Source organism: Microbacterium sp. Ld4 (assembly GCF_045066555.1).
Lineage (GTDB): Bacteria > Actinomycetota > Actinomycetes > Actinomycetales > Microbacteriaceae > Microbacterium.
This window is the reverse complement of record NZ_JBISHE010000013.1, coordinates 352,468-368,546: the sequence shown is the minus strand read 5'-3', so window position 1 is coordinate 368,546 and position 16,079 is coordinate 352,468. Positions and strand designations below refer to the sequence as shown.

General features: G+C 68.9%; 18 protein-coding genes and 1 tRNA gene. 13 read left to right on the top strand and 6 right to left on the bottom strand.

Annotation, left to right across the window (positions count from 1 at the left end):
- Positions 1–31: 31 nt before the first annotated feature.
- Both ACJJV7_RS12450 and ACJJV7_RS12445 read left to right on the top strand, forming a co-directional pair.
- Positions 32–706, top strand: coding sequence for a helix-turn-helix domain-containing protein (locus tag ACJJV7_RS12450; protein WP_405374284.1), 675 nt, complete (start codon positions 32–34; stop codon positions 704–706).
- Between the two features lie 21 nt (positions 707–727).
- Positions 728–1,126: a low molecular weight phosphatase family protein gene (locus tag ACJJV7_RS12445; RefSeq protein ID WP_405374286.1), complete on the top strand. Its 399-nt coding sequence runs from the start codon at positions 728–730 to the stop codon at positions 1,124–1,126.
- A 55-nt stretch (positions 1,127–1,181) separates the two neighbouring features.
- On the opposite strand, the gene ACJJV7_RS12440 is transcribed toward ACJJV7_RS12445, so the two are convergent.
- Positions 1,182–2,501, bottom strand: a complete 1,320-nt coding sequence (locus ACJJV7_RS12440) for an FAD-dependent oxidoreductase (RefSeq protein WP_405374288.1) — start codon at positions 2,499–2,501, stop codon at positions 1,182–1,184.
- Positions 2,502–2,592: 91 nt separating this feature from the next.
- Here ACJJV7_RS12440 and ACJJV7_RS12435 point away from each other — a divergent pair, with 91 nt between their 5' ends.
- The 4 genes from ACJJV7_RS12435 (at position 2,593) to ACJJV7_RS12420 (ending at position 5,062) form a co-directional block, all read left to right on the top strand.
- A complete protein-coding gene (locus ACJJV7_RS12435) occupies positions 2,593–2,940 on the top strand; it encodes a helix-turn-helix transcriptional regulator (protein ID WP_229934055.1) in 348 nt (115 codons plus the stop codon).
- Positions 2,937–3,443 carry a GNAT family N-acetyltransferase gene (locus ACJJV7_RS12430; protein ID WP_405374290.1) on the top strand — a complete coding sequence of 169 codons (507 nt, stop codon included), beginning with the start codon at positions 2,937–2,939 and terminating at the stop codon, positions 3,441–3,443. The genes ACJJV7_RS12435 and ACJJV7_RS12430 overlap by 4 nt, the downstream gene beginning before the upstream one ends.
- A gap of 91 nt (positions 3,444–3,534) precedes the next feature.
- Positions 3,535–4,491 carry a serine hydrolase domain-containing protein gene (locus tag ACJJV7_RS12425; RefSeq protein ID WP_405374292.1) on the top strand — a complete coding sequence of 319 codons (957 nt, stop codon included), beginning with the start codon at positions 3,535–3,537 and terminating at the stop codon, positions 4,489–4,491.
- Positions 4,492–4,681: 190 nt separating this feature from the next.
- Positions 4,682–5,062, top strand: coding sequence for a nuclear transport factor 2 family protein (locus tag ACJJV7_RS12420; protein ID WP_405374294.1), 381 nt, complete (start codon positions 4,682–4,684; stop codon positions 5,060–5,062).
- A gap of 55 nt (positions 5,063–5,117) precedes the next feature.
- Here ACJJV7_RS12420 and ACJJV7_RS12415 read toward each other — a convergent pair whose 3' ends face one another.
- Positions 5,118–5,621: a CGNR zinc finger domain-containing protein gene (locus tag ACJJV7_RS12415; RefSeq protein WP_405374296.1), complete on the bottom strand. Its 504-nt coding sequence runs from the start codon at positions 5,619–5,621 to the stop codon at positions 5,118–5,120.
- Positions 5,622–5,667: 46 nt separating this feature from the next.
- Between ACJJV7_RS12415 and ACJJV7_RS12410 the strand changes: the two genes are divergently transcribed.
- Entirely contained in the window at positions 5,668–6,597 is a 930-nt protein-coding gene (locus tag ACJJV7_RS12410; protein ID WP_405374298.1) for an AEC family transporter, read from the top strand.
- A 12-nt stretch (positions 6,598–6,609) separates the two neighbouring features.
- Here the strand turns inward: ACJJV7_RS12410 and ACJJV7_RS12405 are convergent, their stop codons facing one another.
- A complete protein-coding gene (locus ACJJV7_RS12405; RefSeq protein ID WP_405374299.1) occupies positions 6,610–7,215 on the bottom strand; it encodes a DUF5134 domain-containing protein in 606 nt (201 codons plus the stop codon).
- Between the two features lie 72 nt (positions 7,216–7,287).
- On the opposite strand from ACJJV7_RS12405, the gene ACJJV7_RS12400 reads away from it, so the two are divergent.
- The gene (locus ACJJV7_RS12400) at positions 7,288–8,721 is read left to right on the top strand and encodes a PepSY-associated TM helix domain-containing protein (RefSeq protein WP_405374301.1); all 1,434 of its coding nucleotides are present in this window, start codon (positions 7,288–7,290) and stop codon (positions 8,719–8,721) included.
- A 24-nt stretch (positions 8,722–8,745) separates the two neighbouring features.
- On the opposite strand, the gene ACJJV7_RS12395 is transcribed toward ACJJV7_RS12400, so the two are convergent.
- On the bottom strand, positions 8,746–9,567 hold the full coding sequence (locus ACJJV7_RS12395) for a M56 family metallopeptidase (RefSeq protein ID WP_405374303.1): 822 nt from the start codon (positions 9,565–9,567) through the stop codon (positions 8,746–8,748).
- The gene (locus tag ACJJV7_RS12390; protein WP_405374304.1) at positions 9,567–9,935 is read right to left on the bottom strand and encodes a BlaI/MecI/CopY family transcriptional regulator; all 369 of its coding nucleotides are present in this window, start codon (positions 9,933–9,935) and stop codon (positions 9,567–9,569) included. Before ACJJV7_RS12390 ends, ACJJV7_RS12395 begins: the two co-directional genes overlap by 1 nt.
- Positions 9,936–10,044: 109 nt before the next feature.
- On the opposite strand from ACJJV7_RS12390, the gene ACJJV7_RS12385 reads away from it, so the two are divergent.
- From ACJJV7_RS12385 to ACJJV7_RS12365, 5 genes are all read left to right on the top strand, one after another.
- Positions 10,045–10,251, top strand: coding sequence for a heavy-metal-associated domain-containing protein (locus ACJJV7_RS12385; RefSeq protein WP_405374306.1), 207 nt, complete (start codon positions 10,045–10,047; stop codon positions 10,249–10,251).
- The gene (locus ACJJV7_RS12380) at positions 10,248–12,287 is read left to right on the top strand and encodes a cytochrome c oxidase assembly protein (RefSeq protein ID WP_405374308.1); all 2,040 of its coding nucleotides are present in this window, start codon (positions 10,248–10,250) and stop codon (positions 12,285–12,287) included. The genes ACJJV7_RS12385 and ACJJV7_RS12380 overlap by 4 nt, the downstream gene beginning before the upstream one ends.
- Positions 12,284–14,530: a heavy metal translocating P-type ATPase gene (locus ACJJV7_RS12375; RefSeq protein ID WP_405374310.1), complete on the top strand. Its 2,247-nt coding sequence runs from the start codon at positions 12,284–12,286 to the stop codon at positions 14,528–14,530. The genes ACJJV7_RS12380 and ACJJV7_RS12375 overlap by 4 nt, the downstream gene beginning before the upstream one ends.
- A gap of 134 nt (positions 14,531–14,664) precedes the next feature.
- Positions 14,665–14,738: transfer RNA gene (locus ACJJV7_RS12370), tRNA-Gly, on the top strand.
- A gap of 245 nt (positions 14,739–14,983) precedes the next feature.
- Positions 14,984–15,571 carry a 1-acyl-sn-glycerol-3-phosphate acyltransferase gene (locus tag ACJJV7_RS12365; RefSeq protein WP_405374311.1) on the top strand — a complete coding sequence of 196 codons (588 nt, stop codon included), beginning with the start codon at positions 14,984–14,986 and terminating at the stop codon, positions 15,569–15,571.
- A 100-nt stretch (positions 15,572–15,671) separates the two neighbouring features.
- On the opposite strand, the gene ACJJV7_RS12360 is transcribed toward ACJJV7_RS12365, so the two are convergent.
- Positions 15,672–15,935: a hypothetical protein gene (locus tag ACJJV7_RS12360; protein WP_405374313.1), complete on the bottom strand. Its 264-nt coding sequence runs from the start codon at positions 15,933–15,935 to the stop codon at positions 15,672–15,674.
- Between the last annotated feature and the right edge of the window lie 144 nt (positions 15,936–16,079).

The following is a 16,079-nucleotide window of genomic DNA, read 5'->3' as shown; positions in this document are numbered from 1 at the left end:
CGAACAGGGTAGATCAGTCAACATTGAATCAATGAACATCGAACGAATGGACACGTTGGAGGCACGCGCAGCTCGGCACGCGGCGTTGAGCGACCCGTCGCGCCTGCGGATCGTGGACCTCCTGACGCTGGGTGACCTGTCGCCGTCGGAGATTCGGACGGCTCTGGGCATGCCGGGAAACCTCGTTGCTCACCACCTGAACGTCTTGGAGGCGGCGGGCATGGTGGCCCGGTCGCGGTCGGAAGCGGACAAGCGACGCAGCTACGTCCACCTGACCGATACCGCGTTGCAGGGCCTCACTCCCGGTCGAGTAGAGCGGGCGAGCCGGGTGGTGTTCGTGTGCACGGCGAACTCGGCCAGATCGCAGTTGGCCGCAGCGTTGTGGTCGACCCGCAGCAGCATCCCTGCCGCGTCCGGCGGCACTCACCCCGCAGACCGGATCGACCCCGGCGCGATCGCGACGGCGGATCGTCACGCGCTCGACCTTTCCGACGAGTCGCCTCGGGCTTTGGAGACGGTGCTGACCGGTTCGGATTTCGTGGTCACCGTGTGCGACAACGCGCACGAAGAACTCGGTGTGAACGCGCATCTGCACTGGTCAATCCCTGACCCGGTGCGCGTCGGCACCGACGACGCCTTCGACTCCGCTTACGACGAGCTGGAGCGCCGCATCACGGAACTCGCGCCCCGGCTCGCCGCCACCTAACCCCTCCCAGAAAGAGAACCCGTGACTGACACCACTCCGACCGTCCTGTTCATCTGCCAGCACAACGCCGGCCGCTCCCAGCTCGGCGCCGCGCTCCTGGAGCACTTGGCCGGCGACCGGTTCACCGCAACGTCGGCGGGACTGTCGCCCGCCGGCGAAGTTAACCCCGCCGTGGCCGCCACGGTCGCTGAGCTAGGCATGGACATCGCCGACCGGGTGCCCCGTGCCGTGACCGCGGACGACCTCGATCAGGCGGACGTCGTGATTCTGATGAAGCCCGGCCTCGCCCTGCCGTCCACGCCCCGCGGTGAGGTCCTGGAGTGGTCCTTCCCCAACCCGGAGACCTGGGACGCCGAGGCCGTGCGGCCGCTGCGCGAAGCCGTCTCCGAGAAGATTCAGACCACCCTCCTCGCACGCTGAGCACCGAGCAAGGGGGCGGATCGCTGATGCGACTCGCCCCCTCTCGTGCGTCTTGTCAGACGGTGGCCGGGGCGCGCCCGATCTGGAGCACCTGAGCCGGCGGGGCACAGCACGCGCCGCCGAGGGATGCACCGGAAGCGTCGAACAGGCCGGCGCCGCCGCAGACGCCCGTGTCGGGGAGCACCAGCTCCACCCGGCGGGCGGCATCGTGGTCGCCCGCGAGCTCCGCGACGACGCTACGCACTTGTTCGTACCCGGTGAGGGCGAGGAAGGTCGGTGCCCGCCCGTAGGACTTTGCGCCCACGAGGTAGAAGTCAGGCTCCGGCTGGGCGAGGTCGGCAGCGCCGGTCGCCGCGACCGAACCACAGGAATGCACGTTCGGGTCGACCTCCGCAGCGATACGCACAGGGGCCTGCAACGTGGGGTCCAGCTCCAACCGCAGCTCCGACAGGAACGACAGGTCGGGACGGAACCCGGTGAGCACGACGACGCGATCGCCGGTGAGCGTGCGGCCGTCTTCTGCCACCAGGACCGGCCGGTCCCCGTCCGTGGTGACGCGCTCGACACGGAACCCCGCCACGAGCGACACCAGGCCGGCATCGACGAACTCCTTCGCCTTGATCCCCAGCGCCCCACGTGCCGGCAGCTCGTCAGCCTCGCCGCCGCCGAAGGCGTTACCGGCGGTGGCGCGGCGCAGCGCCCACGTAACCGTCGTGTCCGGGTCACGGCGCGCCATGCGCGCCAGCGCGAGGACCGCGGTCACTGCCGAATGCCCGGAGCCGATGACGACCGTGTGCTTCCCCTCGAAACCTTCCCGGTCGCGGAAGTCGGGGATGCGGTACGACAGCAACTCGGCGGCGGCCCGCTCGCCCAGTGCGGGCAGACCATCCGCGCCCGCGGGGTTGGGTGAGGACCACGTACCGGAGGCATCGATCACAGCGCGCGCCTGCAACCGGTACTCCTCCCCATCGCTCTGCTGCACGTGCACGGTGAACGGCTGATCGCCGCGGCCGGCATCAACGAGACGGTCACGGCCCAGGCGGGACACCCCCACGACCCGAGCGTCGTACCGCACGCGCTCGCCCAGCTCGGTGGCAAGCGGCGCGAGATAGCCGCTGATCCACTGCGCGCCCGTGGGATACCCCGTCGTCGGAGCGGCCCAGCCGGTGGGCTCGAGAATCCGCGCACCCGCCGCGTCGATCAGCTCCGGCCACTCCGAGAACAGGCGCACATGACCCCACTCGGCAACTGCCGACGCCGGGCCGGTTCCAGCCTCCAGCACAACGACCGGCACGTCTCGCTCGACCAGGTGGGCGGCGGCTGCGAGCCCCTGCGGGCCGGCACCGATCACAACCACGGGCAACGCGCTCTCCATTACACTCACTCCTCACGCATCGACAGAACTCGATGGATCGAGAATCCTCGATGTATCGACGAATGTCAATGTGACGTGCCAGAATCGTTCCATGCCCACGACGCTTCCCCTCCTCCCGACCGACGCGGCGGCGTGCTGCTCGCCGGTCACCGGCGGGGTGCTGACGCCCGACGAGGCCGAGCGGATCGCGCGCACGTTCAAGGCTCTAGGCGACCCCACACGGGTGCGACTTCTCTCGCTGATCGCCGCATCCGGCGATGGTGAAGCATGCATCTGCGACCTCACCGAGCCCGTCGGGCTATCCCAGCCGACCGTCTCCCATCACATGAAACTGCTCGTCGACGCGGGCCTCGCCACCCGCGAACAACGGGGCCGGTGGGCCTACTACCGCGTTGTCACCGACGCCCTCGAACAGGCCTCCCGCACGCTGCGCCCATGAGCGACGTTCTCATCCGCGCGATGACCGCCACCGACTGGACGGCGGTGGAATCCATCTACCGAGAAGGCATCGCCACCGGCAACGCGACGTTCGAGGCGGAGCCGCCGACGTGGACGGCCTTCGACTCGGGGAAACTCGCCCTGGGGCGGCTCATTGCCGAGGACGCCGCCGGGGTCGTCATCGGATGGGTCGCCGCCTCACCGGTGTCGTCTCGTGAGGTCTACCGGGGCGTGGTCGAGCACTCGGTCTATGTCGCGAACAAGGCTCGCGGGCGCGGTGCCGGCGCCGCACTCCTCGACGCCTTCCTCCGAACTGCCGACAACGCCGGAGTCTGGACGGTGCAGTCGAGCATCTTCCTCGAGAACCCCGCCAGCCTCGCCCTCCACGACAGAGCAGGCTTCCGCCGCGTGGGCCACCGAGAACGCATCGCCCTCATGACCTACGGCCCCTGGGCCGGACAGTGGCGCGACACGATCCTCGTCGAGCGACGCCACCCTCGCTGATCGCGTCCAAAAACTCCGGGCAGAAACAACTTCTCCCGCAACCTGGTTTCGATACGGGAGCCGTTTACGGCACGCCGCGATGAGGAGCCGCGTGCACGTCCCGCAAACGATCGTTTTCGGCAGGTTCCTCGCGAGCCTGCCGGGATTCCGCGGTTACTGTTTTGACATGTCTCCCGCATCTCAGGCGTTAGCTCGAATGGTGCGGGCTATCGGAGCCGAGAGCCTGAATGCGTACGGGGTGGTTGTTCGAGTTGGCGACGACGAGGTGGAACATCGGTGGCGAAGCGATGATCGCGTCAATCTCTACTCCGTCTCGAAGGGCGTCTCTGCGTTGGCCGCGGGGATCGCGATCGACGAAGGCGTCCTCGAAGAGGACTCACGTGTAGCTGACCACTTCCCCAGCTTCACCTTCGGAAGCGGCGCAGGAGCGACCTCGTTCCGTCAGCTACTGACCATGACCAGCGGGATTGACTTCGAATGGTTCGGACACGAGCCGATCCCTTGGGCCGACCTCGCGCAGGAGATGCTTCGCAGGCCGGCTCGGGACGCCGGCCTTGCTTTTCAATACTCCGACGCCAGCTACTACACCGCGATGCGGATGCTTGCCACTCGAGTGGGCGATGTCCGTGACTGGCTCATGCCGAGACTGTTTGAACCCCTCGGCATCCACAACCCGCAATGGCACCGATGCCCGCGCGGCGCCATCGTCAGCGGCAGCGGCCTCGAACTTCGCACTCACGAACTCGCACGAATAGGTCGGCTCCTTCGCGACGGCGGTGTCTGGGGCGATCAACGACTCATCAGCGAGAACTGGATCCGCTCGATGCACGGTCGATGGACCAACACCGGCGGCCCATCCTTCTGGGCAAGGTACGGACTCGGAGCGTGGGACGGTCCCCACGACGGTTGGCGACTCGACGGTCTGTACGGGCAATACGTCTACATCTCGGAGGTCCATTCCGCCGTCGTCACCATCACTGCGCACGAAGAGGCCCGCGACTACCGCCTTGCTGAGATCGCCGCAGAAGGCGTTGCCCAGATCTCTTAGCTGTGACGTCCAACTCGCTGCCCCCGGCACTGCGTCGCGGGGCGCGCGATCGTTCACCGAACCGGTCACCGCACCATCGGTATCGACCCACGTTTCAGGCGGTGCACACGAGCGAGCCACAGCGATGGGTCGAAAACGATCGTTTTCGGGTCAATCACAGTCTGTGGAAACCGCACACTAGCCTTGTCGCATGACGACACGGGACGATCAAGGGCGCTCCATCGACCAAGCCCAGGATGCCCTTCACCAAGCCATGCGCGGTGGCGACGTGAGCCATCTTCGCGAGTTGCTATACGAGGGCCTGGCCTTCGAACTGCCGGTCGAGTCAGTGATGGGCCGTGCAGCCGATCTCGATGCTCATGCCTCGGGTGCAACACGATTCGACAAGCTGTCGGAGCTTCATCGGTCAACTCTGGAACATGATGGTCATGGCCGGACATCGTCGCTCGTGGACATCGTCGTATTCGATGGAGGCCACCGCATCGAGGCTCGCATGATGTACCGCCGCTTTTGGTCGATCATCGAGGGTCGTTGGCAAGTAGTGGCGGGCAGCGTCGAACCGTCCGCGTAGAGCCCTCGGCGCGAGTTCTACGCCAGCACCCAACCGGCCCCGATCGCGACCGCGGTCAGCCTGACCGTGACGCCCGGTGGCGGCGCACGGCGGCGTAGTTTCCGCAGGTGGTCGAGCAGTAGGCCCGGGTGCCGTTCCGGCTCGTGTCCACGAAAGCGACCGGGCAGCCCTCACGCGCGCACACCCCGAGCCGGGACGCCCCCGACTCCACGACGAACAGCGCCAGACCGCCGGCAGTCACCGCTTTGACGCGGGCGACGACGTCGTCCGTGTCGGCGGCGAAGTGAAGGTGGGGCCGCAGCGCATCGTGGGTCGTCAGATACGCCCGCGTCGCGCCACCGTCGAGCAGTCCGTTGACCGCCGTGCACCGGCGATCGACATCGGCGTCGGCGAAGACCGGATGCAGGAGCCCCGCCCATTCGGCGAGCGCGTCCGCCGCCCGAGCGGTGAGGCCCGGCCGCCGGATCCGGTGCGAGACGAGCGCCTCCTCCGCCGCGGACGCACTCCATCCCCGCCCCGCGAGGGTGACCAGATCTGCCGCGAGGAAGGGACCGGTCATGTTGTCATGGTTGAACTGCACAGACCCATTGCACCACTGTCGAGTTGTGGATACTGTGACGACCGCGATCGTGCCCATTCTGGTGCTGCTGGCTGCCGGCGCGCTTCTGCGTCGCAGGTTCCTCGTCGACGAGCGGTTCTGGGCGGGGCTCTCGTGGATGAGCTACTGGGTGTTCACACCCGCGCTCTTCATCACGTCGATCGGCCGGGCCGATCTCGATGCCATCGCCCCCGGCCCTCTGCTTCTCAGCCTGGTCGCGCCGATCCTCGCGGTGGCCGGCGTGGCATGGGCGGCCGCGCGCCTCTCTCGCGCCGGCGGACCCCAGCTGACGTCGCTGGTGCAGGGCGCGGTCCGCATCAACACCTACGTGGGCCTCATCTTCGCCTCGTCTCTCAACGGCCGAGAGGGCGTCGCCACGTTCGCCCTCGCGAGCGCGATCGTCGTGCCCCTCGTGAACCTGATCAGCGTGAGCGCCCTGTCGAGATACGGTGCCACCCCGACCGGGGCGACCCGCACCCCGCTGTGGCGGAGCCTCGTGACCAACCCCTTGATCATCGGGTGCGCGATCGGACTGACCGTGAACCTGCTCGGCATCCCTCTTCCTCCGGTCGTGATCGCACCGCTCGAGATGCTCTCCGCACCCGCACTCGCCTGCGGCACGCTCATCGCCGGCGCGGCGCTGCACCTCACGTTCCGCCGGCGCGACCTCCTCGACGTGTCGCTCGCGGTGACGCTGAAGCTGATCGTGCTGCCGCTCGCCGCGATGGCGATCGCCCTGCCCCTGGGCGTCTCGGGGGCGATGCTGCAGAGCATCGTGCTCATCTGCGCCGTGCCCACAGCGCCGAGCGCCTACGTCCTGGCCACGCGGATGGGTGGCGACACCCGCCTGATGGCGACCATCACCGGCTTTCAGACCGTCATCGCCATCGTCACCATGCCGGCGATGATCGCCCTGGTCGGCGTGCTCTCCCCCTGACCGGGCTCACGGTCACACGTTCATGACGACGAGCATCACGGCCATTCCGGCTCCCATGAGCGAGAAGCAGCCGAGATGGATGCGGTGGCGCGCCGACCCGCGGAACATGCCGACCAACCACCATCCCGCCGCCGCGGCAGACAGGGCGACGAAGACGAGGTTCACTCCGTCGGCCCAGGCCGGAGTCGCGGTGAGCGCAGGGCCCGCCCCCGCTTCGGCGTGATGGTGGTGGCCGCCACCCTCACCCGACACCGGAGCGCCGGCCATGAGGAGGGGCATCGCGGCCAGCATCCAGATCATCGCGGCGTGGAAGACGACGTGCCCGATGAGATCCGTGCGCTGCGCCACCGACTCGCTGCGCGCGAAGGCCGGCGCCAGCGAGGCCGCCGCGATGGCGAAGATCGCGACCTGCGCCCAGGTGACGACATCGTCGACCATGACCCAGACCATGAGGATCATGGCGATGCTCATCACGAGATGACCGACGTGGATGAGCGCCTCGTCGGAGAGGGTGCCGTCCGCGCCGGTCGGCCGGTCCTGCACCAGACCGAGCACGCAGAGGAGCCCGGTCGCAGCGAAGGTCAGGGTGAGGATGAGGTCCCACGGAGCGGCGATCACGAGTTCACATTACTACTACGTGTTGTAGAGTCACTGACGTTGCGCGCCCGCATCCCGATTCGAGGAGTCCGCATGAACGTCGACGTCGCGGCGAAAGCCGACCCGGCTGCCGCCTCTGAACGACCCGCCCGTGCGCCGCGGCGGACGAACTGGTTCGCCGCGTTCTGGCGCTGGCACTTCTACGGGTCGCTCATCGTGATCCCGGTGCTGTTCGCCCTCTCCGTCTCGGGCATGACGTACATGTTCCGGGCGCAGGTCGACGCCTGGACACACCCGGGCGTCCTCACGGTGTCGGCTGCAGCGGATGCCGAGCGGCTGCCGTTGTCGGCCCAGGAAGCCGCTGTGCGGGAGGCCTTCCCCGATCGCGAGATCATCTCGGCGACCGACAACTCGGGCGACCGCGCGACGGTGTTCGTGACGGAGCTCGGCGACGTCAGCCGCAACATCTATGTCGACCCGTTCCGGGCGGCCGTCACCGGCGACCTCAGCGAGGACGACCTGGTCTCGACCTGGGCCGAGCGCGTGCACGGCGACCTCCTCCTCGGCGACGGCGAGGTGGGCGACCGCATCGTCGAGCTCGGTGCCTCGTGGGCGATCGTCCTCACCGTCACCGGGTTCCTCATCTTCTTCCTCGGCCGAAAGCCCCGCCGCGGAGCAGTCCGCAAGAAAACCCGCGGGGCGCGGCTGCGAAGCCTCCACGCTCTCGTCGGTCTGCCGGTGGGACTCGGCATCCTGATGCTCGTCGTCTCGGGTCTTCCCTGGACGGGCGTCTGGGGGTCGGCAGCCGAGAGCGTGGCAGGCACCTCGGGAGGCTCGCTGTGGGCCGACGATCCGGGCGGGGAGTCGACGGTCGAGGCGCAGATCGAGCGAGGCAACGGCTCGTCGAGCCCCGCGGGCTGGGAGGTGGCAGGGCTCCCTGCCGGCACCAGCACCGGATCGGGAACACCCGTGTCGATCGACGCCGCCGTGGCGGCGAGCCGCGGCGAAGGTGCTCCCGAGCCGTACTTCATCACGTATCCCGAGGGCGAGAGCGGCGTGTTCAGCGTCTACGGATACCAGTGGGCGAACAACGGCAATCCCGCAGAAGCAGACGTGACACTGCAGAAGACCGTCCATGTCGATCAGTACTCGGGCGCGCCGGTCGCCGTCTACGGCTACGACGACTACTCTGCCGTCGCCCAGGTCGTCGCGAACGGGATCGCCATCCACGAGGGCCGGCGCTTCGGCCCGGTCAACATGATCCTCACCACGCTGTTCTGCCTGGCGGTGCTGTTCATGTGCGTGTCCGCGCCGATCATGTGGTGGAAGCGACGCGGCACCGCGACCGGGATCGTCGCACCCCGCGCCCGACTGCCACTGCTGGCGAACCGACTGCTGCTGGTCGCCGTCATCGCGCTCGGCGTCTTCCTGCCGCTGTTCGGTCTGTCGGTGCTCGTGATCCTGGCCTTCGATCAGCTGATCGTCCGCCGGATTCCGCGGTTGCGGCGCGCCTTCGGCAGCGTCTGACCGGCGACCGCCCCGGCGGTGCGGCTACGGCGCGAGGCGCCCGTGGGCGGGCGCGGCGTCGCGTTCGCCGAGATGCCGCGCCGGCGCCCACCGCCGGAGGGTCAGCCGCTCCGCCCGGGCGATCATGCTCGCATCGCCGGTGACCTCGCCGACCTGGGCGAGCGCGTTCGCGAGATGCACGGCGCCGACGCGGCGCGCGCTCGCATCGTCGGCCATCAACTCGATGAGCAGGCGGGTCGTCCGCAGGAGCGATCGCGCCGTCCGGGTGCGCGGAAGGCATCCGGCGTAGAGACGCGCGATACCCATCGCGAGGTGGTGGCGGTAGGTCAGGTGGGCACGCTCGTGCTCGAGGACGGCCTCGAACCGCTCGTCGGAGAGCAGTGCGCGGAGACCGGCGGTGACGATGAGTGTGGGCGTACGGCCGGGCACGGCACATGCGAACGGCATCGACACGTCGAAGGTGAGGATCCGCGTGCCGTCGCTCGACCAGCTCTCCTCGTGGCTGACGGCGTGGAGCTCGTCGAGCACGGCGGAGGCATCGTCGAACGCCCCCTCCGACCCCACCGAGAGCGACACGATCGCGCCGCCGAGGCCGAGCAGCAGCACCCACCCGATGATCGCCACGGGTTCGGAGCCACCCTCACCGGGCGTCGCATCGAAGGCCGCAAGTCCGACGGCGACCGCCGTCGCGCCGAGCAGGAGGAGGAGGACCAGAAGAAGGGTGAGATGCCACAGAGCGAGGGCGAGCCGCGGGCGGCGCGGCTGCCAGCGTCCGGCGGTCAGGAATCTCGGCGCGAGCCAGGCGACGAGCACCGCCGCCACGAGAAGCCCGACGACAACGCTCATTACTTGCGGGCGCGGATCACGGACTGCAGAAGGGCCAGGTCTTCCTCGTCGAGGTCACCTGCGAACTTCAAAAGGGCGGCGCCGCGATCCTCGATCGAGTCGAGGGCGCCGCGCATGGTGGCTGTCGCATCTTCGACGGCCGATCGCGCGGCACGGAAGCGCATCTTGCGCGGCGAGAGCACCTCGCGCTCGACCTCGCCCTTCTCGACGAGACGATCGAGAGCGGTCAGGACCGTCGTGTACGCCGGCACGTTGGCGGTGAAGGCGGACTGCACGTCGCGAGCGCCGATGGCGTTCGCGGATGCGCGGAGGATGCGAAGCACCTCCGCCTCGAGCTCCCCCGGGGCGCGGGTTCGGGTTCCTGACATGGCCACCTCCACCTGGAGTGTACGGGACACAGAGTCCTACAACGAGTAGACCTCACCCTCGCTACACGATGTAGAGTTAATGCGTCATCACCCGTCCCGAGGAGCCGAATTGACCACCACCCTGATCCCCGTCACCGGCATGACCTGCGAGCACTGCGTGCGTTCGGTGACCGAGGCCCTCTCCGATCTTCCCGACGTGTCGTCCGTGGTCGTCTCCCTCGACAAGGCCCAGGCCGTCGTCGAGCACGCGGACGCGTTCGATGACGTCCGCGCGCGAGCGGCCATCCGCGAGGTCGGTTACGACGTCGGGCCGTGACACAGGTCGCCGCCCCCACGGAGCTGAAGGCGTACCGGCATCCGGTCGTCCGTCGTCATCGCGGCGTGATCGCCGCCCTGATCGCAGTCATCGCTGTGACGGCGCTCACCCTGCCGGTCGCCGTGGGGGTCTGGTACGGCGAAGAGGCCTACGTCTCGATCGCCCTCAGCTTTCCCGGCGCCGGCACGACCGTCGTCGCCGCCGTCGTCCAGACTCTCGCGGTCGCGTCGGCGTGGATCCTCCTCGGATGCCTCGTCTCGATGCTCTTCCTGCTGGCGACGCCCGGCCGCGACCGCGCGGTGATCGCACGTGAGCCCGAGCTGCGCTGGGCCCAAGCCGCCTCGGGGACGTGGATGGTCGCCTCGGGGGCGCTCGTCGTCATCGAGGCCGCCGACAAGAACGGTCAACCTCTGACGAGCATCGTGCGGCCGGGGACGCTCGCGTACCTCATCGATGCGTCGGACTTCCCGAAGGCGTGGGGCATCAGCGCCGTGCTCGCCGCGATCGCCTTCCTGATCCTGCTGCTGGGCGACCGCTGGACCTCCCTGCTCGTTCCGCTGTGGTGCGCGCTGATCGGCACCCTCGCTCCCGTCGTCGTGGGTCACATCCTCGTCGGCCACGGCCACGATTTCGGCTCGGATGCCGGTGCCCTCCAGACCGTGGCGATGGGCGTCATGTGCGGAACGCTGTGGGCGATGTCGGGGCGCGTGGCGACCGGGCGGCTGCTGCGCATCGCGACGCTTCGCCGCCTGGCGGGGATGCTCGGCGCCCTCTGGTTGGTGTCGGCCCTCGCCGACGCCGTGCTGATCCCCTTCAAACTCACGGGGCCGGCGGAGGGAAACCCGACCTGGCTGCTGCTGACCCTCCGCGCCGCGGTTCTTGCACTGCTGGGGCTGGTGCTTCTCGCCGGATGGATCCGGCGACGTCGCCTGCGCGACGCCTCCCTCCGCATCCTGCTGGGGGCCGGATCGGCGCTCGCCGGTCTCCTCCTCGGACTCACCCTGGCACTCGACCGGGTGCCGCCGCCGCAGTACTTCGCTCCGAGCACGATCATGTCGATCTTCTTCGGGTTCGACCTGACGGCGGAGCCCACCCTCGCCACGCTCGCCACGACGTGGCGCCCGAACATCCTCCTCGTCTCGGTCGGCATCGTCGCCGTCGGGGTCTATCTGCTCGCCGTCAATCGGCTGCGCCGCCGGGGAGACCACTGGCCCGTCGGGCGCACCGTGGCGTGGGTCGCGGGGTGGCTCACCGTCGCGGTCGCGACGAGTTCGGGGCTCGGGGTCTACTCGGGATCGGACTTCGCGATCCACATGATCGTGCACATGGCGCTCAACATGCTGGCGCCGGTGCTGCTCGTGATGGCCGGCGTCGTCACGCTCTTGCTCCGCGCGACGGCGCCGCACCGACCCGACGAGCCCGCCGGCCCCCACGAATGGCTGACCGCCCTGCTCAACTGGTCGGTGCTGCGGGTGCTCTACAGCCCGATCATCATCTTCGTCCTGTACGTCGGCTCGTATTACGCGCTCTACCTGACAGGGCTGTTCGAGACGATCATCCGGTTCCACTGGGCCCACCAGGCCATGAACATCCACTTCCTGATCGTCGGATACCTCTTCTACAGCCTGATCATCGGGATCGACCGTCCCCCGCGCCCCCTCCCCCCGGTCGGAAAGCTCGCATTCGTGCTGGCCGCCATGCCCTTCCATGCCTTCTTCGGCGTGATCCTCATGATGGCGTCCACCCCGATCGCGGAGAACTTCTACCTGACGCTGAAGGCCCAGTGGCAGCCCGACCTGATGCTCTCTCAGTACGTCGGAGGCGGAGTGGCCTGGGCGGGCAGCGAGGTACCCCTCGTCATCGTGATCGTGGCGCTCGGCATCCAGTGGGCCCGCCAGGATCAGCGCGAGGCGACCCGGAAAGACCGCCACCTCGACTCGGAGCTCGACGACGAGTTCAACGATTACAACCGCATGCTCGACCGGCTCACTCAGCGTGATCAGACGACCGGCCCGCGCGAAAGGACACCCTCATGACGCTCACCGAGCAGACCGATCGCACGACGACGCTCGAACTCAACGTCGGAGGCATGACCTGCGCGGCCTGCGCGGGCCGGGTCGAGCGGGCGCTCAACCGGATCGACGGCGTGACCGCGGTCGTCAACTACGCGACCGAGACCGCCGTCGTCGCCTCGAGCGGATCGCTCGAGGCCGACACCGCCGTGGCGGCCGTGCGCAAGGCCGGATACGACGCCGAGCTGCGCGTCGCCTCCGACGACGAGTGGACCCAGCGCGCCAACGCCACCCGCATCACGTCGCTTCGCCGGCGCCTGATCGTCTCGGCCGTGCTGACGGTGCCGCTCATGGACATCACGCTCGTGCTCGCGCTCGTGCCCGGGCTGCGCTTCCCATTCTGGGAGGCCCTGTGCGTGCTGCTCGCCCTGCCGATCGTGACGTGGGCGGCATGGCCCTTTCACCGGGCGACCCTCAGAAACCTCCGCCACGGCGGCACCAGCATGGACACGCTCGTCTCGCTCGGCATCGTGGTGTCGTTCGGATGGGCGGTGATCACGATCCTGCTCGGGACCGAATCGGCCGGGTACTGGATCGGATACGGGCCGACGCCTCCCGGGGCCAACGCGATCTACCTCGATGTCGCCGCCGGCCTCACGACGTTCCAGCTCGCGGGGCGCTACTTCGAGGCGCGCTCACGCCGCAAGGCGGGCGACGTGCTCACCGCTCTCGCCGCACTCGCTCCGACCACGGCACGCGTGCGCCGCGCGGAGAGCGAACTCGACATCGCCGTCGATGACCTGACCGTGGGCGAGACCGTGATCGTCCGCGCCGGCGAGATCGTCCCGGTCGACGGGCGGATCGTCGAGGGGTGGGCATCCGTCGACACGAGCGCCATGACCGGCGAGCCGGTGCCCCACGAACTCGGCGCGGGCGACGCGGTGATCGGCGGCTCCGTCAACCGAGATGGCCTGCTCGTCATCACCGCGACCGCCGTCGGGTCGCGGACGCAGCTCTCGCAGATGGCGGCACTCGCCGAACGCGCCCAGGAGACGAAAGCGCGCGTGCAGACCCTCGTCGACCGGATCGTGCGGGTCTTCGTCCCCACCGTCATCGCGGTCGCGATCCTCGTCACCGCCGGATGGCTCCTCAGCGGAGCGGATGCCGGTCACGCGATCAGTGCCGGCGTCGCCGTCCTGATCATCGCCTGCCCGTGTGCGCTCGGCCTCGCGACGCCGACCGCCCTGATGGTGGGCGTCGGACGAGGCGCGCAGCTCGGCATCCTGATCAAGAGCCAGGGAGCCCTCGAATCCTCCGGGTCGATCGACACCGTGGTGCTCGACAAGACGGGCACCCTGACGACCGGGACCATGCTGGTGAGCGCGATGACGGTCGCTTCAGGAAGCGATCGACGACGCGCTCTGGAGCTGGCCGCGGGCCTCGAGCAGAACTCCGAGCATCCGGTGGCCGCGGCGATCCGGTCGTACGCCGCCGCCGACATCGATGAGGCCGCCGCACTGCGGGGCGTGCGCATCGTGCCCGGGCGCGGTGTCGAAGCGTTCGACGGCGACACGTGGACGGCCATCGGCAATCCGGCATGGGCTGCGGAGGTGCTCGGATCGGCCGAGGTCGTCGAGGCGGCGACGGCCGCGGTCGTCGCGCGCGGTGCGTCGCCGGTCGTGCTGTTCACCGCGGAGGCGCCGGTCGCCGTGTTCGGGGTCGCCGACCAGCTGCGCGCCTCCGCCCGCGCCGCCGTCGAGGCACTCCGACGGGAGAAGCTCGACGTCGTGCTCCTCACGGGGGACAACGAGGCGGCCGCCCGCGAGATCGGCGAGGCGATCGGCATCACCGACGTCCGCGCCGGCGTGCTCCCGGCCGACAAAGCGCGCGTGATCGCCGAACTCCGCGCGGCCGGGCGGAAGGTCGCCATGGTCGGCGACGGCATCAACGACGCCGCCGCCCTCGCCGAGGCGAACCTCGGTCTCGCGGTAGTCAACGGCACCGATGTGGCCCTGAAGTCCGCCGACATCATCCTCGTCCGCCGCGACCTGCGCGTCATCGCCGAGGCCGTGCGCCTGTCGCGGGCGACGCTCCGCACCATCCGGGGCAATCTCTTCTGGGCGTTCGGGTACAACATCGCCGCGATCCCCCTGGCAGCCGCGGGCCTCCTCAACCCCCTGATCGCCGCGGCGGCCATGTCGCTGTCGTCGATCCTCGTGGTCGGCAACAGCCTCCGGCTGCGGAACTTCGGCGCGGGGCGGCGGTGACCCCGAGACCGGAGCTCGCGACGCGAACGGCTAAGGTAGAAGCTGATGGGCGCCCGTTTCGGCATCCGTCATGCGCGCGAAAGTGCGCACCGAGCCTTGATCGGGCCCCCTGGCCCCGATAGTTTCGAGGCTTCGGGGCTGTAGTTCAATGGCAGAACTTCTGCTTCCCAAGCAGATAGCGCGGGTTCGATTCCCGTCAGCCCCTCCACACGTCACTTCTCACGCAGGGTGACACCCTCTCGATCCGGGTGGCCCTCGTCGGCTCGGAAGTGAGTAGCGGCAGCAACCTCGCCCGGACGAGAAAAAGCCCCGACTGTTACCACGCAGCCGGGGCGAGACGAACGAGAAATCCGCCTATCACTGCCAGGGTACCGCGTGAACCTGAGAGCCGACCCGGCGCCGCAACGATGTCAACGAGAGGTGGGGAAGGCGCACGAGCGTTACGGTTGCCGAATGCTCCGACTCATCGCCCGGGTCTATTGGACCTTCAGCAGATGGACGCTCGCGACCGAGCCCGCGCCGACCCGGCCCACCGTTGTCCTGGGAGCGCCGCACACCTCCAACTGGGATTTCGTGCTCATGCTCGCCATCGCCTGGCGCCTCAACATGCGGTTCCGCTGGCTGGGCAAAGAGAGCCTCTTCCGCGGCTGGAGGGGCCCGCTGATGCGCTCGATCGGCGGTATTCCGGTCGACAGAGCGAACCCCGCCGGGGTGGTCGACGCCCTCGTCCGACGTATCCGCGGCGGCGAGGTCTTCGGCCTCGTGGTGACGCCGGAAGGCACACGGGGCGGCGAAGGCTACTGGAAGTCGGGCTTCTACCGCATTGCCCGCGAGGCCGGCCTCCCCGTCACGCTCGGTTACGTAGATCGCACCACCATGACCACAGGGCTGGGACCGACGCTCGCCCTCACCGGCGACGTCGGCGCCGACATGAACGCCATCCGCGCGTTCTACTCCGACAAGTCTGGACTCCGGCCCGCCTTGCGGAGGGAACCCCGCTTGCGCGAGGAAGGCGATTCGCCCTCGGCGGCCTCGGCATAGGCGAAAGTAACCTCGCAGATCTCCCGCAGGAAGTGGGGGGCGCTGCCGTCGACGGCGCAGAACGGGCTGTCGAGCGTCGGTAGGCCGGCGCCGCGGTGCACTACGGCTGGCGGCCGAGCATCCGTTGGACGCCGATCAGCACGAGCGCCCCCACCATGCTCACGAATCCCAGCGCCATCACCGCGGCACCGCAGATCACCTGCACGGAACGTCTGACCCCCTCGTCGGACGCGTCATCCCAGCCCGGAGACGAGTCCACCAGGCCCGCTAGCAAGACGACGAGCCCGACGGCGAATGCGACCCCCGTCAGGCCGAGCAACAGGGTCAACTCCGCGTTTCGTGCCGGGGCCTTCGGGGGTGTCATGCGGCGAGGCTATCGGACCATCCCCGGCGAGCTACACCGCTCGGCGGCTGACCGGGATCGCTCCGCCTCTCAAGGCGCAAGCTCTGTGCGGGGTGACGATCCGGGTCGCATCGTGGAGGATGAACCCCATGAGCAACCGAGTCG

Bases quoted from the DNA above. Each gene is read 5' to 3' on its own strand.
- ACJJV7_RS12365 (WP_405374311.1), top strand. From the start codon at position 14,984: ATGCTCCGACTCATCGCCCGGGTCTATTGGACCTTCAGCAGATGGACG.
- ACJJV7_RS12395 (WP_405374303.1), bottom strand. From the start codon at position 9,567: ATGAGCGTTGTCGTCGGGCTTCTCGTGGCGGCGGTGCTCGTCGCCTGG.
- ACJJV7_RS12390 (WP_405374304.1), bottom strand. From the start codon at position 9,935: ATGTCAGGAACCCGAACCCGCGCCCCGGGGGAGCTCGAGGCGGAGGTG.
- ACJJV7_RS12415 (WP_405374296.1), bottom strand. From the start codon at position 5,621: ATGACCGGTCCCTTCCTCGCGGCAGATCTGGTCACCCTCGCGGGGCGG.
- ACJJV7_RS12375 (WP_405374310.1), top strand. From the start codon at position 12,284: ATGACGCTCACCGAGCAGACCGATCGCACGACGACGCTCGAACTCAAC.
- ACJJV7_RS12450 (WP_405374284.1), top strand. From the start codon at position 32: ATGAACATCGAACGAATGGACACGTTGGAGGCACGCGCAGCTCGGCAC.
- ACJJV7_RS12430 (WP_405374290.1), top strand. From the start codon at position 2,937: ATGAGCGACGTTCTCATCCGCGCGATGACCGCCACCGACTGGACGGCG.
- ACJJV7_RS12400 (WP_405374301.1), top strand. From the start codon at position 7,288: ATGAACGTCGACGTCGCGGCGAAAGCCGACCCGGCTGCCGCCTCTGAA.
- ACJJV7_RS12435 (WP_229934055.1), top strand. From the start codon at position 2,593: ATGCCCACGACGCTTCCCCTCCTCCCGACCGACGCGGCGGCGTGCTGC.
- ACJJV7_RS12420 (WP_405374294.1), top strand. From the start codon at position 4,682: ATGACGACACGGGACGATCAAGGGCGCTCCATCGACCAAGCCCAGGAT.
- ACJJV7_RS12440 (WP_405374288.1), bottom strand. From the start codon at position 2,501: ATGGAGAGCGCGTTGCCCGTGGTTGTGATCGGTGCCGGCCCGCAGGGG.
- ACJJV7_RS12360 (WP_405374313.1), bottom strand. From the start codon at position 15,935: ATGACACCCCCGAAGGCCCCGGCACGAAACGCGGAGTTGACCCTGTTG.